Annotated in this window: 14 protein-coding genes; 6 read left to right on the forward strand and 8 right to left on the reverse strand. The window is 68.4% G+C overall.

The features are described from left to right. Positions 1-2: 2 nt before the first annotated feature. The 6 genes from AACH11_RS02330 to AACH11_RS02355 form a co-directional block, all read right to left on the reverse strand. Positions 3-569, reverse strand: a complete 567-nt coding sequence (locus tag AACH11_RS02330; protein WP_341372577.1) for an acyltransferase — start codon at positions 567-569, stop codon at positions 3-5. Further along, positions 566-1,861, reverse strand: coding sequence for a hypothetical protein (locus tag AACH11_RS02335; protein WP_341372578.1), 1,296 nt, complete (start codon positions 1,859-1,861; stop codon positions 566-568). Before AACH11_RS02335 ends, AACH11_RS02330 begins: the two co-directional genes overlap by 4 nt. Before the next feature lie 65 nt (positions 1,862-1,926). Further along, positions 1,927-3,213 (reverse strand): class I SAM-dependent methyltransferase, encoded by a 1,287-nt coding sequence (locus AACH11_RS02340; protein WP_341372579.1) that lies wholly within the window; start codon positions 3,211-3,213, stop codon positions 1,927-1,929. 23 nt (positions 3,214-3,236) lie between these two features. Continuing rightward, a complete protein-coding gene (locus AACH11_RS02345) occupies positions 3,237-3,428 on the reverse strand; it encodes a hypothetical protein (protein ID WP_341372580.1) in 192 nt (63 codons plus the stop codon). A 383-nt stretch (positions 3,429-3,811) separates the two neighbouring features. Beyond that, positions 3,812-4,954 carry a Wzz/FepE/Etk N-terminal domain-containing protein gene (locus AACH11_RS02350; protein ID WP_341372581.1) on the reverse strand — a complete coding sequence of 381 codons (1,143 nt, stop codon included), beginning with the start codon at positions 4,952-4,954 and terminating at the stop codon, positions 3,812-3,814. 5 nt (positions 4,955-4,959) lie between these two features. Continuing rightward, positions 4,960-7,041, reverse strand: coding sequence for an SLBB domain-containing protein (locus AACH11_RS02355; protein ID WP_341372582.1), 2,082 nt, complete (start codon positions 7,039-7,041; stop codon positions 4,960-4,962). 57 nt (positions 7,042-7,098) lie between these two features. Between AACH11_RS02355 and AACH11_RS02360 the strand changes: the two genes are divergently transcribed. Next, on the forward strand, positions 7,099-8,259 hold the full coding sequence (locus AACH11_RS02360) for an MraY family glycosyltransferase (RefSeq protein ID WP_341372583.1): 1,161 nt from the start codon (positions 7,099-7,101) through the stop codon (positions 8,257-8,259). A 61-nt stretch (positions 8,260-8,320) separates the two neighbouring features. After that, entirely contained in the window at positions 8,321-9,943 is a 1,623-nt protein-coding gene (locus AACH11_RS02365; RefSeq protein ID WP_341372584.1) for a DEAD/DEAH box helicase, read from the forward strand. Between the two features lie 105 nt (positions 9,944-10,048). Here AACH11_RS02365 and AACH11_RS02370 read toward each other — a convergent pair whose 3' ends face one another. Together AACH11_RS02370 and AACH11_RS02375 are read right to left on the reverse strand one after the other, a co-directional pair. After that, on the reverse strand, positions 10,049-10,939 hold the full coding sequence (locus tag AACH11_RS02370; RefSeq protein WP_341372585.1) for an SAM-dependent methyltransferase: 891 nt from the start codon (positions 10,937-10,939) through the stop codon (positions 10,049-10,051). A gap of 67 nt (positions 10,940-11,006) precedes the next feature. Beyond that, complete coding sequence (locus AACH11_RS02375) at positions 11,007-11,609, reverse strand: Maf family nucleotide pyrophosphatase (RefSeq protein ID WP_341372586.1); 603 nt, start codon at positions 11,607-11,609, stop codon at positions 11,007-11,009. A gap of 110 nt (positions 11,610-11,719) precedes the next feature. On the opposite strand from AACH11_RS02375, the gene AACH11_RS02380 reads away from it, so the two are divergent. From AACH11_RS02380 to AACH11_RS02395, 4 genes are all read left to right on the forward strand, one after another. Further along, a complete protein-coding gene (locus tag AACH11_RS02380) occupies positions 11,720-12,337 on the forward strand; it encodes a YceD family protein (protein ID WP_341372587.1) in 618 nt (205 codons plus the stop codon). A 244-nt stretch (positions 12,338-12,581) separates the two neighbouring features. After that, positions 12,582-12,764, forward strand: coding sequence for a 50S ribosomal protein L32 (gene rpmF, locus AACH11_RS02385; RefSeq protein ID WP_341372588.1), 183 nt, complete (start codon positions 12,582-12,584; stop codon positions 12,762-12,764). A 137-nt stretch (positions 12,765-12,901) separates the two neighbouring features. Beyond that, a complete protein-coding gene (gene plsX, locus AACH11_RS02390) occupies positions 12,902-13,999 on the forward strand; it encodes a phosphate acyltransferase PlsX (RefSeq protein WP_341372589.1) in 1,098 nt (365 codons plus the stop codon). Further along, a complete protein-coding gene (locus AACH11_RS02395) occupies positions 13,996-14,985 on the forward strand; it encodes a beta-ketoacyl-ACP synthase III (RefSeq protein ID WP_341372590.1) in 990 nt (329 codons plus the stop codon). The genes plsX and AACH11_RS02395 overlap by 4 nt, the downstream gene beginning before the upstream one ends. The last annotated feature ends 10 nt before the right edge of the window (positions 14,986-14,995 follow it).

The following is a 14,995-nucleotide window of genomic DNA, read 5'->3' on the forward strand; positions in this document are numbered from 1 at the left end:
GTTCAGCGCATTGGCTCGAAAACCAGGGTGGAGGTGCCGCGGCGCACCAGAGTCTCCGGCGGGACGTCGCAGTCCACCGTCACACCGGCCGCGACCACCGTGCCGCGTCCGATCGTGACCTGCCCGACGATCGTCACGCCGGAGCCGATCCACACGTCGTCCTCAATGACGATGCGCTTCTCTCCGCCGCCGCCCGAGAAGCGCGGTTGCACGCCTTTTCCGAAACGGTGTCCACCGGCCACGATGGAGCAGCCCGGTGCGATCAGCACGCGGTCGCCGATCCGCACGTGGCCGACGATCGCGGTCAGCGCATTGATCTGCGAATAGCTCCCGATCTCCACGCCGTCCGGTCCCGCATTGATGTAGGCGTGGGCGCCGATCTCGGCGAATCGACCGATCCGGGTTGCACCGGAGATCGTCGCGAGCGGATGCCGGAAGTAGAGGGCGCGCTTGCCCTTGATCAGGGCCCGGAGCGGGATCAGCACCGCCGCCGGCCACAGGCGTGCCAGCGTCTTGAAGGCGTTGGCGGGCCGCGGCTTTGCCGCGTCCGACGCAGAGGCTGCGCTCATGGAGAGGTCCGCGATGAAGGGTTGAAGATGTGCGCGTTGTCGACGGGGGCTGTGTCGCTTCCCGCATCGCCGCCCACGGCGATGAAAGGTACGTGCCCTTCGAAGGCGGTGGGAGCGATCTCGCATCCCGTCTCGCGATACTTCGAGTGCCGGCACCACAGTGCCGGCCGCAGGGGGTGATCCGACGTCACGATCAGCTGGAACTTCTCGCCGAAGCGATCCCGGCCCTGCCGCCAGATCTGCGCGGCAATCTGTCCCGCCAGGTCCAGGTTCGCCACGTAGTCGGCCTGCAGCCCGGCCTCCGGCAAATGGCCCGGAGGATGAGGGAAGGGCAGGTGGGCATAGAGCGTGCCGCCGCTTGTCCAGAACGGCGAGCCCAGCGCGGCGTCCCGCACCCGAAGGCGGAAGGCTTGCCAATCATCCGGCGCGAACCAGTCGCAATCGCTGGCGTGCCGACCCGGAATGAGTCGGCCGAAGCTGCACAGCAGACTGCTCACCGGCGGGCGACTTGGCGGCGCGAAGCGCTCACAGGACATCAGGCCGTTCGCCGCGCAGTACGGATGATGGAAGCCGACGATGTGGACTCGATCTGCCGGATCGAATCGCAGCCTCGCGAAGTCGAACATGCCCGAGCGATCGCACACCGCTGTCGGCGTGCACACCCGCGCCTGCGGCACATGAGGGGCGCCGAACATCTCGGGGATGACGGTGATCGTGGAGTCGCCGACCGACTTGATCCGATGCGTTCGAGGCTGCCCCCCGGCCTGCGCGATCGCCGTCGCGATCTGCTCGCCGGCTTCGGCGTTCAGTTCGTCCAGCAGCAGCACCACGGTCGCCCCTTGTGCCGGATGGCCCGCGGGCATGCGCACCTGGATCGGTTCGAGCGCACGCACGGCCAGCATCGGGAAGCTCACGAAGAGCAGGCCGCCGACGAGCAGCGCCTTCTGCATACGCCGCCATTGGCTCGGCGACAGCTTGGCCGCGGCCAGCCATGCCAGCACCAAGGTGGTCACCGCGAGACCGATCTTGTGGATCGAGGTCAGCTCCGGCGGAAAGATCGGCAGCGCGCGGATCGCGGGCTGAAAGACATAGACCGCGGCTGCCACGGTGAGCACGCGCAGCGCCGCTTCGGACAGTCGTGACGGCACGAGCAGCGCGGCAGGCACCAGCACCAGAAGCGCGACGGCGAACAGGGCCGCGACGGCCAGGCCGATGCCGGCCACCGACTGGTCGCCGTGATACAGACTGCTCAGGATCCAGTCCGCGCGCGACAGCAGCATCAGCGCAGCCACGACGGCGGCATGTGCAAGCCAATGGCTGAGGCGGCGAGAGCCTGCCGAGACCGGGGTCGTCGGACTCACAGCTTCTCCAGCAACGCCAGACGTCGCGGCGATCCTTCGAGTGCCACTTCCTCGATGGTGCGGAAGCGCGTCTCGAAGGCCCGGCGCTGCGCCGCCAGCGTGAAGCCCGCGCCGTCGGCACGGTCACGACTGACCAGCAGCTCCTGGACCATCGGGTCTTGCGGTTCGACGTACTCGACGATCAGGTGACGGCGGGTCGCCGCCGCCATCAGCTCGGCGACCTCGGGCAGCGGGATGCTGCGGCCGATCGCCAGGTGGTGGATGAGCGCCAGCGCCATCGTGACGTCCGCCTGGGTACCCAGACGCTGCGGCAGACCGCGGTACTCGCGACCCATCCATCCCCGGCCGGCAGGCAGGTCGTCCAGGCCGGCACAGACGGTGTAGATCGGTGTGTCCGCCGTCAGTCGCGTGCGCAGATGCTCGATCGCCGGCATGTCCGCGTCGACGGCGATCACGCCGGCGCGCGCGATGCCCGCCGCGATCAGCGAGAACTCGCCCTGGTTGCAACCGAGGTCGGCCACCCAGGTCGGCGCCGCGCCCGACAGCCAGCGGGCGACGATCTCGCGCTTGCGCTCGAGACCCGTGGCCTGATAGTGACTGCGGGTCGTTTCGTATGAAGCCCACATGGACGCACGCGGCGCGCGACGCAAGCCTGCCAGTTGCCAGCGCAGAAAATCGATCAGCCCCTTGTGGAGCGACTTCGCCGGCCCGGTGGCGAGCACAGGGGAGGCAGAGCCGTTGCTGCTGCCGCCAGAAGACTGCAAGAGCGCGATGCCGATCCGCGAACTCCAACGTTTGGCGCCGAGCAGCTTTCGCACCGATTCGGGCGCGAGGCCGTCCAGGCTGGCCTTGAACACGTCTGCCGGCTCCATGTCGCGGTGACGCGAAGCCGCCAGCGGAAACAAGAAGTGGCGCAGGAACTGACCGTAGGCCCACCACTCACGGCGCCGGATCGGCTGTACCGAAAAATGATCACAGAACTCTGGTTGATCTCTTTCGAACAGGATGTTGAAAGCAGAGGCATCTTTCAGCTCCTGATTTTCGGACAATGCGGCTTCAGCGATATCCAGTGTCAGGTTCGCTGCTTGAAGAAACTGCGCATGTGTCCATTCCCATGGGAAGGTCGCGAATCCAACCTTTCGGGCTCGGATCACGCTACGCCCTTCCAACTCGAAGGGTGTCAGCAGGCCGCGCTCGACCAGTTTGGCCGCCGCCGGTGAGTCGAGAAAGTGCGGGAAGGGGAGTGGCGCGTAGGCTGTACGGATGACACCGTCAGCTGTCACGTCGACTCTTCCAATCGGATCTCTCATTTCTTGCGAAGACGGGATATCAGGCGCTTGATCGCTTCGATCGGATTCTTGATAAATACAACGAACGCGCCTATTGCCGCAATGATTCCTTGTATCAGAAGCATGCCGGAGCCCGGATCTACGTAGGCGTGAGACGGCGTGTGAAATACGGCGATCGCTACAGTGAAGAGAATGGCTGCTGGCTTCATGGTGCAAATAAAGAAAATTCTTCAGGACTGACGCTGAAGCCCTTGTCGTCTCCCGGAAATTCCGGGGGCAAACAATCGACCATTCGATGGCTCGAATCAGGGGGTGTGTGCAGAGAGGTCACCGCCTCCACGGACTCTTCCGGTGCGCTGCGGGCGCATTCGTGCATCCACTGCCGCTCCGTCTTGAGCAACGCTCATCCGATGTCGCCCGATCCGGTTGGCCTCACTGATGCACGGAGCGGTTGCGCAGCATGGCCCCCCGGCAGGTGAAGACGACCGGTTGTGCTTGCCTTCAAAACCGTGCTGCTTCATTGGGGGTGATCGCCTCCGCCAAGGGTGCAAGGGCTCCGAGCGCATCGGTTGCGCGCTTCTGCCGACAGGCCTCAGGCACGGGCTCGTGCAACAGAGGCCTTGTAAGCGAATCGCACGATGGCCCACGCTGCCGTCAGCATGAAAGCGAGTGCTGCTGAACCCAAGGCAATGGTGGCGCGCTTGGGCTTGCTTTTCAATTCCGGCACCTGTGCGGCATCGATCACCTGGATCAGCGCACCTTCCCGACTTTCATCCACCTTGGCCATTTCGTACTGGCGTGCAAACAGCTCGAACAGCGATTCCTGGTACTTGAAGTCTCGGTACTTGCCGATGTAGTCCGCATTGCCGCTGCTCAGATCCCGCGTGGGAACCTCGGCGCGGGCCAGTTGGCCCTTGAGTGCGCCGATGATCGCTTGCTGCTGCTGGATTTCCGGCGACGAATCAGCCAAGGATCGCCTCAGGGTCTGCAGCTTGATCTCCGCACTTGTGGCCTCGGCCTGCAGGCGGGCGTAGGCATCTGCGGCCAGTTTGGGTTCTGTCTTCAGTACACCTGAGTTGAAACCGCTCTGCTGCAGGGCCTGTTGCGAGTGCGCCAGTTGGTCTCGTGTTTTCTTGAGGTGGTCTTCGAAGAAGGCTCGGCGTTGCTGTGCCTCGCTCAGCGCCAGGGTATTCGTCAGTAGCCGTAGCTCTTGAACATACTGATTGGCCATGGCGGCCGCCCGCTTGGGGTCGGTGTCGTCGACGCTGACCGTGATCAGTCCATCCTTCTTGCCGGCGGAGATCGCCACTTTCCCGGCCAGTACATTGCGTGCCTCAATGCGGAACTTGGCTTCGTAGACGTTGATCAGGTCGAATTTTTCGAGCATGCGGTCCGATACCGTCACGCTCTGCATGAGGGCGATGTACTGGTCCGCCGTGCTTTTCACGCCGCTGCCACCGCCTCCGCCTGTCAGAGCGCCGAGTGCGCTCAGCTGGCTCAAGGCGGCCGCTGTGGCACTCTGCTGCTGCTGCGGTGGCAGGAAGGTCGTCGTGGCCGTGAAAGTCGGCGTGATCAGGTACGAGCCGCCGAAGGCAATGCCCCCGAGCAGTATGGGCGCGGCTACCAGCCACCGAGCCTGCAGCCGCAGTGCATTGACGATGTCGAGCAGGCCGAGGCCTTCATCGTCGTCGTGTTCGATGGGGTGCGAGGGGGGAGTGTTCTGGTTGCTGCTCATGTTTTTCAACGAGTCACCGCCACGATCCCGGCAATACCCAGACCGAACTGATACAGGATCTGCGTCCAGTCCTTGGCCTTCTGCACGAAGGTGGTCTTGTCCATCTCCTCGGGCACGAACACCGTGTCACCGGGCTCGACGCCGGTCTTGAGGATCGGCTCTTCCGACGAGAACCACGACGACGGCTTCTGCTGCGCGCTGATCACGCTGCCATTGGCGCGCACCACGAACAGGCTGGTGCGGTCCGCGCCTCGCGTCGGTCCGCCGGCCTGCTGCAGGTAGGACTCCAGCGTCCGGCTCTCGCCGTAGAGGAAGCTGCCGGCATTGAACACGCTGCCGAAGACGCCGACCGATGTCGGCCGGGACGGCACCTGCAGCCGGTCTCCGTCCTCGAGCGCGAGTTCCGGCAGCGCCTGCGTCCGGGGCTCCAGTTGCAGCACGACACGGCCCGTCGGCTTGAGCTTGCGCAACTGCTCGATGAAGCGGCTCGTGGCCTGGGTGCTGGCCTCCGCCGCGGCGGCTTCCTCGGCCGATGCCGTGCGCCGGGTGGCGTTGTACGTGGTCAGCTGTGTCTCCATGTCCCGCAGGGCGCGATCGAAGTTCTCCTGCTGTGTCTTGCGCACGCTCTCCCGGGCGAATGTCGTGCCGTAGACGTAGGCCTGGCCAGTCAGGCCGCCTGCGGCGGCCAGCGCATCGGCCAGCGTGCTGTTGGGCGGAAGGACATAGTCGCCAGGGCGAGCGACCTCGCCCTCGATGCGCACGCGCTTGTTCTGGCGTTCTGACGGCAGGGTCAGATCGGCCACGTTCAGCGCGCCGAGTACATCGCCGTTGATCGGCGTCTGGTCCAGCGCCGACGGCAGCGGCAGCTCGGCAATGCGTCCCTGGTTGCGGTCGCCGAAGCGGATCAGGCTGAGCCGGCTGGTGTCCGACACCGGGCTGAAACCGCCTGCCATGCGCAGCACGTCCGCGACACGTTCGCCGGCCTTGAGCTCGAAGATGGCTGCCCGGTTGACGCTGCCGATCAGCGCCACCTGGGTACCGACCGGTCCGACGTGGATCACGTCCTCGGCCTGCAGGAAGCGGTCGCCGATCCGGTTGCCGTTGACCAGCAGGTCATAGAGGTCGTACTGGCCGATCAGCGCGCCACCGCGGCGCAACTGGATCTGGCGGAAGCTGCCCGCCGCCGAAGGCCCTCCGGCCTGCATCAACGCCTGCATCAGCGTCGAGACCGCCCCGACCGACAGGGTGCCGGGCTGCTCGACGAAGCCGGTCACGTAGACGCGGATGGCCTTGAGCTGGCCCAGCGTGACGCTGACATTGAAATTGCGGAACACCTGCGCGACCCGGCGCGAGATCACCTCGGCGGCATCGGCCTGACGCACGCCGGCCAGCATCACCGGACCGACCCGCGGGATCTGCACCTGGCCGTTGCGGTCGAGCTGCAGACGCAGATCCGCATCGATCGATCCCCACAGACTGACGATGATCTCGTCACCGGGGCGCAGCGTGTAGTCCGGCAGCACCGGAGTTGCCGCTCGCGCGGTGTCGGCCGCATCGTGAAGGCGGTGCAGCAGCTCGCTGCCGAAGCGGCGCACCGGTTGGTCCTGGTTCAGGCGGCGGACGTAGACCTCGAAGTCGCTCGGTGCGACAGGTGGCGCTCCCATTGCAAGGCGCTGGCCGCTGATGTCCCGGTCGGACATCATCTGACCATCCGCCTTCCTGGTCGTACCCTCTTCGCCAACGGTCTGGCCCTGAGGCTGACGCAGCCGGATGGGGCCGCTGCCGGCCGCTGAAGTCTCCTGCGTCTGCGTCTGCGCTGTCGCAAGGACAGGCATCAGCAGCGCCAGCAGCAAGCCACGCAAGGTCGCGGACCGGGCCGCGCGGTGCGTCCACGGTCGGGCAAGGCAGAGGGTCATCTCGAGTGGGTCGGTGGGCGGGCGTCCTGCGGACGTCGCCTCGGGTGAACGGGGTGCCACGACGTCAAGCCGTGCGGGCGCATCGATGGCGTCGAGCATTCTAGAGACAGGATGTGGCGGCGCCTTGTCGTCGCACCGCAACGCGGGCGGCCTCTCCTCCGGTGTGTGCACGTGGCGCCGGAGCGGGTCACGAAGCCCGCGTGCCGGTCGCCATAGAATCCGGGCGATATGCTGATCGCATCCTTCGTCGCTCTTGTCGTGGCATGGCTTGTCGCCCGATTCGTGGTCCGCCGTGCCCGTGGGGGGGCGCTGCGGATGAACGATTTCGACCTGTCAGGCCCCCAGAAATTCCACTCGGTACCGGTGCCGCGCATCGGTGGCGTTGCGCTGGTGTCGGGAGTTCTTGTCGGTGTCGCGCTGGCTTGCTGGATGATCCAGCCCGTCGCGTGGCCTGCCGCCTTGTTGCTGGCCTGCGCAGTGCCCGCCTTCGCCTCAGGTCTGACGGAAGACTTCACCAAGACGCAGAGCCCGCGCCGTCGGCTGTTCTTCACCGCCGTGTCCGCCGCGCTGGCCTGTTGGGTGCTCGACGCGCGCATCACGCACAGCGATCTGCCGGTGCTGGACAGCCTGCTGGCCTGGACCGCGGGTTCCGTCGTGGTCACCCTGTTCGTCGTCGCCGGCGTGGCCAATTCGATGAACATCATCGACGGCTTCAATGGCCTCGCCTCGATGTGCGGCATGCTGATCCTGGCGGCCGTGGGCATCGTCGCGGCCCAGGTCGGCGATCGCACGGTGATGCTGGTGGCCTTGCTGGGCATCGCCGGTGCGGCCGGTTTCTTCTTCTGGAACTACCCGAAGGGTCGGATCTTCCTGGGTGATGGTGGCGCTTACTTCCTGGGTTTCTGGGTCGCGGAGTCCGCGATCCTGCTGCTGTGCCGCAACCCGCAGGTCTCGCCACTGTTCGCGTTGACGGTCTGCCTCTATCCGGTCTTCGAGACGGTGTTCTCGATGTACCGGCGCAAGCTGCGCGGTCTGCCCGTGGGCGCTCCGGACGGCATCCACCTGCATTCGCTGATCTACCGACGGCTGACCCGCTGGGCCGTCGGCCGTCGCAGCGCCTACTCGCAGGCGCGGCGCAATGCGATGACCTCGCCCTACCTGTGGCTGATGTGCGCGCTGGCGACCTTGCCGGCCGCGGTGTTCTGGGACAGCACACCGGCCTTGCTGGGCTGCATCGTCGCCTACGGTTTTGTCTATGCCGGCCTGTATTGGCGCATCGTGCGCTTCCGCGCACCGCGTTGGATGCGGCCGCGACGGGCGACGCCGCCGGTGTTCCAGGCTGAAACGGCGCCGATCGAATCGGGCTCCTTCGCCCGTCGCAGGGGTTGATCCGTCGCGGCGGTCCATCGCACGGCGCGCAGGGATGGCCGACGCGCGATAATCCGCGGTGATGACCGACCCCGCCACCTCCGCCGCGCCCGCGCCGGCCCCCGCCGCCGACGCGCCGCCCCAGCGCTTCGACACCCTCCCGCTCGACCCCAAGCTGCTGCGGGCCGTGGCCGATTCCGGCTACACGTCGATGACGCCGATCCAGGCCAAGGCCATTCCGGTGGTGCTGGCGGGCCATGACGTGATGGGCGCCGCCCAGACCGGCACCGGCAAGACCGCCGCGTTCTCGATCCCGCTGCTGCAGCGGATGATGAAGCACGAGAACGTCAGCATGAGCCCGGCGCGCCACCCGGTGCGTGCGCTGGTGCTGGCGCCCACGCGCGAACTGGCCGACCAGGTCGCCAACAACGTCAAGGCCTATGCCAAGCACACCGGGCTGCGCGCGGCCGTGGTGTTCGGTGGCGTCGACATGAAGCCGCAGACGGCCGAGCTGAAGAAGGGCGTCGAGATCCTGATCGCCACGCCGGGTCGTCTGCTCGATCACATCGAGGCCAAGAACTGCGTGCTCAACCAGGTCGAGTACGTGGTGCTCGACGAGGCCGACCGCATGCTGGACATCGGCTTCCTGCCCGATCTGCAGCGCATCCTCAGCTATCTGCCCAAGGGCCGGCCGGCCGGCCCGCGCCAGACGCTGCTGTTCTCGGCCACCTTCAGCCCCGAGATCAAGAAGCTGGCCTCCAGCTACCTGAACGAGCCGGTGCTGGTCGAGGTCGCGCGGCCGAACGCCACCGCCTCCACCGTCGAGCAGCGCTTCTTCCGCGTCGGCGAGGACGACAAGCGTCGCGTCGTGCGCCAGATCCTGCGCGAGCGGTCGATCTCCCAGGCCATCGTCTTCGTCAACAGCAAGCTCGGTTGCGCCCGGCTGGCGCGCAGCTTCGAGCGCGACGGCCTGCGCACCCAGGCCCTGCACGGTGACAAGAGCCAGGACGAGCGTCTGAAGGCCCTGGCCGCCTTCAAGGCCGGCGAGGTCGATCTGCTGGTGGCCACCGACGTGGCCGCGCGCGGTCTGGACATCGCCGATCTGCCGGCGGTCTTCAACTTCGACGTGCCGTTCAATGCCGAGGACTACGTGCACCGCATCGGCCGTACCGGTCGCGCGGGTGCTTCAGGCCTGGCGGTGACGCTGGTCGATGGCGATGACGCGCGTGATGCGCGTCTGGTCGCCGAGATCGAGAAGCTGATCAAGAAGACGATCGAGCCCGAGGCCTATGCGCTGGAGGACAGCCGTCCGCGCCGTGGCAGCTGGCGTGATGGCGAGCGCACCGAGCGCGCGGACCGCCCGGACGACCGCCCGCCCGTGGCGACCCCGCGGCCGGAGGGTGTCGCGGCGGAGGTCTCCGACGACGAGCGTCCGATGCGCCGTGAGGAGCGGGCCCGCTGGCGGGGGGATGACGAGGACCGTCGTCCGCGCCGGGCTGCGGTCGACGAGGGGCCGCGCCGTGCGCCCGCCGTCTCCAGCGATCCGTTCTTCAGCCAGCCCTACGAGCCTGTGGCCTCTCCGGATGCCCGGGCGGCCTGGGAGCAGAAGATGCCGGCCGCACCGGTGCCGCGTCCGGGCGCATCGCCCAACATCCGCAGCAAGCGCAAGGTGGCTTCGCTGTTGGGGGGCGGCCCCAAGGGCTGAGTGCCGGCGCCGCCAGCGGCGGCCAGGGCCGTCCGTGGGGCTGCGGCGGCGGGCGTCCGCGCTCCCAGGCGCGTGCCCGTCGAGGTGCTGGGCGCCTGCCGGATCTCAGTCCGCCAGCCAGCAGTACACCGTGGGCAGTCGGTTGGTCGGCAGGCCGCCCGGCAGCCGCCGCCAGTGGCCGACGCTGAGCGTGCGCACCTGCTGCTGGGTCAGCGTCAGGCCGCTGGCCACCGACAGCCGGGTCGTGGCTTGCATCTGCTGCACCAGGGCGCCGAGCAGCGCGTCGTTGCGGTAGGGCGTCTCGATCGCGATCTGGGTCTGTCGCTGCTGGCGCGACAGGGTCTCCAGTGCGCGGATGCGTGCGGCGCGCTCGGTCGCATCCTGCGGCAGGTAGCCGACGAAGGCGAAGCTCTGGCCGTTCAGGCCGCTGGCGGCCAGGGCCAGCAGCAGGCTGGTCGGCCCCGTGAACGGTACGACCTCGATGCCCGCTTCGTGTGCGGCCTGCACCAGGGCGGCACCGGGGTCGGCCACGGCCGGCAGGCCCGCTTCGGACAGCAGACCGATGTCGTGTCCGGCCCATGCCGGGGCCAGCAGGCCGTGCAATGGGTGCGCGGCCGGGGCGGCTCCGGGCGCCGTCGACCGGTCGGCCCCGCCTTGTCGGCCGGCGGGCATGCGGGGCGCGTTCTTGTCCTGGGTCGCGCGCGGTGCACGCGGCTCGGCCGCGCCGCCCTTGGCCGGGCGTGGCAGCTCGGTGATCGCGATCTGCTGCAGCGGGCGGGCCAGCGGCGTCAGCGCGTCGACCCGCTTGAGCAGGGCGCGCGCCGTCTTGGCGTTCTCCACCACCCAGTGGCCGAGGCCGGCCGCCGTGTCGATCACCTGTCGCGGCAGCACGTCGGTCAGCGGAGGCAGCGGCTCGCAGCCCAGGTCCAGCGTGTTCGGGATCAGCAGCAGGCGGCCACGGCGGCCGGCAGTCGCGGCGCCGTCGGCCGCGGACACGGTCGAGGTCGGGTCTGGGGGGAGGGTGGTCGGATCCGGTGGGGTCATCGGGCGGGTCTCCGGCGCTTCAGCGGGCGTGCTGCAGCACGTCCAGGCCCGCTGCGCGCAGCATCGCCGTCGTGCGGATCAGCGGCAGGCCGATCAACGCCGTCGGATCATCCGAGTCGATCGCCTCCAGCAGCGCGATGCCCAGCGTCTCGCACTTGGCGCTGCCGGCGCAGTCGTAGGGCTGTTCCAGGCGCAGGTAATGGTCGATCGACGCGTCGTCGAGTGCGCGGAACCGCACCCGCACCGGGGCCAGTGCGACCTCGGCATGGCCGGTGTCGGCGCGCACGACCGCCAGCGCGGTCTGGAACACCACGGTGCGCCCGCGCATCGCCTGCAGCTGGGTGATGGCGCGCTCGTGGGTGCCTGGCTTGCCGATGGGCTGGCCGTCGAGATCGGCCACCTGATCGGAGCCGATGACGATGGCCTGCGGGTGCAGCGCAGCCACGGCCCGCGCCTTGGCCAGGGCCAGGCGGCAGGCGAGGTCGGCCGGGGCCTCGCCCGGTTGCGGGGTCTCGTCGACCTCCGGGGAGACGGTGTCGAAGGGCACGCGCAGGCGGGCCAGCAGCTCGCGCCGGTAGCGTGAGGTCGAGCCCAGGATCAGGCGGGGCGGGGTCGCGGTCATGGCGGGATTGTCCCATCGGCGCGGTGTGCGTCCGGCAGGATGATCCGCGGGCCGCCGCGGCTGCCGGGCCGTGGTGGTGGCCCGTCCCCGCCCGTACACTCGCGCCCGAGATGAAACCGCGTCAACACGATCCCCTGCGCCTGGACATGGCGGCCCTGGCTGCTGATGGTGCCCACCTGGAGGGCGTCTGGCCGGGCGCCGAATTGAGTCGCCTGTCCGATTCCCAGACCTGTCCGGAGGATGGTGCGCTGGCCGCCGTGGCCTGGTCCGCGGCCGGCGAGCGGATGGCCGTGACGGGCGGTGATGCCGAGATCTGGCTGGATCTGCGGGCCTCGACCACCGCCTGGCTGCCCTGTCAGCGCTGCCTGCAGCCGATGGCTTGGCCGCTGCACGTCGATCGGCGTCTGCGCTTCGTGCGCACCGAGGCCGAGGCCGAGGCGCTGGACGCGGAGATCGAGGACGACGTGCTGTCGCTGGCCCGGGCGCTCGACCTGCGCGAGTTGGTCGAGGACGAGCTGTTGCTGGACCTGCCCCTGGTGCCGCGTCACGAGGGGGTCTGTCCGCGGCCATTGCCCGTGAATGACACGCTGGCCCTGCCTGAGGGCCTGGATGCCGAATCCGCCCTGGAGGCCGCCAACGACGCGGTCGCCGAGAAGCCGAATCCGTTCGCCGTGCTGGCACAGCTGCGCGTGCGCAAGGACGGCGATCCGGACGACGGCGTGTCCTGACGTGTCGTGGCGCCCCGGCGCCAGTCGTTCGAGCGGACATCTGTGTGCTCGGATCTGGTCGGCGCGCCCGCGGCCTGCTATACTGGCAGGCTTACCTTTTGCGCCCGGGCTGAGCTTTTTGCGGGGTCTCGCGTGGCGCGAAGCACCGTTGCAGCACGGTGGGCGTTGTTTCCGGGCTTTCCTGTCCCGGGCCTCGTCCGATCCGCGCCTCATCAGCTCATTCGGACCCTTACGGAGATCCATCATGGCCGTTCAGCAGAACAAGAAGTCGCCGTCCAAGCGCGGCATGCACCGCTCGCACAACGCTCTGGTCACCCCGGGCACCGCCGTCGAGCCGACCACCGGTGAAGTGCATCTGCGTCACCACATCAGCCCGACCGGCTTCTACCGCGGCCGCAAGGTCCTGAAGAGCAAGGCCGAGGCCTGATCTTCCGGAACGGGTCGGCGCCCTGCCGGCCCGCTGGCGCCGCCAGCGGCGTCCGTCGATCGGCGGACGATGGCGGATCGGGTCTGCGTGCATCTGGTTCCGGATGATCCGCGCAGGCCGTCTGACGCCCTGACTTGATGCAATCGTCCTCTACGCTGCAGCCGCTGACGCGCGTGCGTCTGTCAGTCGACTGCATGGGGGGTGACCACGGTCCGTCGGTCACGCTGCCGGCCTGTCGGCAGTTCCTCGACACCCATCCGCAGGCCGAGTTGCGCCTGGTCGGTCTGCCCGCGGCGCTCGCGCCGGCGGCGCAGTGGCCACGTTGCACGCTGGTCGAGGCCAGCGAGGTCGTCGCGATGGACGACCCGGTCGAGGTCGCGCTTCGCCGCAAGCGCGATTCGTCGATGCGGGTGGCCATCAGCCAGCTCAAGGCTGCAGCCGATGGTCACATCGCTGCGGATGCCTGCGTGTCCGCCGGCAACACCGGCGCGCTGATGGCGGTTTCCCGCTACGTGCTCAAGACCTTCGACGGCATCGATCGCCCGGCGATCGCCGCCTTGCTGCCCAATGCGCGCGGTGGCTTCACCAAGGTGCTCGATCTCGGCGCCAACGTCGATTGCACGGCCGAACACCTGCTGCAGTTCGCGGTCCTGGGCAGCGCCCTGGTCAGCGCGCTCGACGGGGTCGAGGAGCCGGCCGTCGGTCTGCTCAACATCGGCGAGGAGCAGATCAAGGGCAATGAGGTGATCAAGCGCGCGGGCGAGCTGCTGCGCGCCGCCCATGCCGCCGGCCGCCTCAACTTCCATGGCAACGTGGAAGGCAACGACATCTTCAAGGGCACGACCGAGCTCGTCGTCTGCGACGGCTTCGTCGGCAACGTGCTGCTCAAGACCAGCGAGGGTCTGGCCAGCATGATGGGCCAGTTCATCCGCCAGGAGTTCGAGCGCAACGCGCTGACGCGGTTGGCTGCGCTGGTCGCGCTGCCGGTTCTGCGCCAGTTCAAGTCGCGCGTCGATCACCGCCGCTACAGTGGCGGCGCGCTGCTGGGCCTGCGCGGACTGGTGTTCAAGGCCCACGGCGCGTCCGATGCCTACGCCTTCGAGCGTGCGATGGCGCGGGCGTATGATGCCGCGCGCAATCGGCTGCTGGACCGCGTGCACGATCGCGTCCGCGATACCCTGGCCGCCGCGCCGGCGACCTCCGCGGCCGTCGACGCGCCGCCCCAAGCTGCATGACCACCTCCGCCCCCCGTCACACCCGCATCGCCGGCACCGGCAGCCTGCTGCCCTCGCGCCGGCTGAGCAATGCCGATCTGGCCGCGCAGCTCGCCGAGCGCGGCATCGAGACCTCCGACGAGTGGATCGTCGAGCGCACCGGCATCCGGGCCCGCCATTTCGTCGATGACGGCGTCTTCGCCAGCGATCTGGCCGTCGGCGCCGCCCGCCACGCGATCGAGGCCGCCGGCTGCGCACCGTCGGACATCGACCTGATCATCTGCGCCACGTCCACGCCGGACATGGTGTTCCCGTCGACCGCCTGCATCGTCCAGCACAAGCTGGGCATCGCCGGCTGTCCGGCCTTCGACGTGCAGGCCGTGTGCTCGGGCTTCGTCTACGCGCTGACGGTGGCCGACGCGATGATCAAGGCCGGCACCGCGCGCCGTGCGCTGGTCATCGGTGCCGAGGTCTTCTCGCGGCTGCTGGATTTCAACGACCGCACCACCTGCGTGCTGTTCGGTGACGGCGCCGGCGCCGTGGTGCTGGAGGCCAGCGACACGCCCGGCATCCTGGCCACCGATCTGCATGCCGACGGTCGCCACGTGCCGATCCTGTGCGTGCCGGGCCATGTGAAGAATGGCCAGATCCTCGGCGATCCGCTGCTGAAGATGGATGGTCAGGCCGTGTTCAAGCTCGCCGTCGGCGTGCTGGAGCAGGCCGCCCGCGCGGTGCTGGAGAAGGCCGGCCGTACCGAGGCCGACATCGACTGGCTGATCCCGCACCAGGCCAACATCCGCATCATGCAGGGCACGGCCCGCAAGCTGAAGTTGCCGGCCGACAAGGTGGTCGTCACCGTGCACGAGCACGGCAACACCTCCGCCGCCTCGATCCCGCTGGCGCTGGACCACGCGGTGCGTGCCGGCCAGGTCCGGCGCGGCGACACGCTGATGCTCGAAGGCGTCGGTGGTGGCTTCACCTGGGGCGCCGTGCTGCTCGACTACTGATGCCGTGAGG

The sequence above is a fragment of the Pseudaquabacterium rugosum genome, from assembly GCF_038066575.1.
GTDB classification, from domain to species: Bacteria; Pseudomonadota; Gammaproteobacteria; order Burkholderiales; family Burkholderiaceae_C; genus Pseudaquabacterium; species Pseudaquabacterium rugosum.

Excerpts from the sequence above, each read along its gene's own strand:
- AACH11_RS02375 (WP_341372586.1), bottom strand. The coding sequence starts at position 11,609 with ATGACCGCGACCCCGCCCCGCCTGATCCTGGGCTCGACCTCACGCTAC.
- AACH11_RS02360 (WP_341372583.1), top strand. The coding sequence starts at position 7,099 with ATGCTGATCGCATCCTTCGTCGCTCTTGTCGTGGCATGGCTTGTCGCC.
- rpmF (WP_341372588.1), top strand. The coding sequence starts at position 12,582 with ATGGCCGTTCAGCAGAACAAGAAGTCGCCGTCCAAGCGCGGCATGCAC.
- AACH11_RS02365 (WP_341372584.1), top strand. The coding sequence starts at position 8,321 with ATGACCGACCCCGCCACCTCCGCCGCGCCCGCGCCGGCCCCCGCCGCC.
- AACH11_RS02345 (WP_341372580.1), bottom strand. The coding sequence starts at position 3,428 with ATGAAGCCAGCAGCCATTCTCTTCACTGTAGCGATCGCCGTATTTCAC.
- AACH11_RS02395 (WP_341372590.1), top strand. The coding sequence starts at position 13,996 with ATGACCACCTCCGCCCCCCGTCACACCCGCATCGCCGGCACCGGCAGC.
- plsX (WP_341372589.1), top strand. The coding sequence starts at position 12,902 with ATGCAATCGTCCTCTACGCTGCAGCCGCTGACGCGCGTGCGTCTGTCA.
- AACH11_RS02380 (WP_341372587.1), top strand. The coding sequence starts at position 11,720 with ATGAAACCGCGTCAACACGATCCCCTGCGCCTGGACATGGCGGCCCTG.
- AACH11_RS02350 (WP_341372581.1), bottom strand. The coding sequence starts at position 4,954 with ATGAGCAGCAACCAGAACACTCCCCCCTCGCACCCCATCGAACACGAC.
- AACH11_RS02330 (WP_341372577.1), bottom strand. The coding sequence starts at position 569 with ATGAGCGCAGCCTCTGCGTCGGACGCGGCAAAGCCGCGGCCCGCCAAC.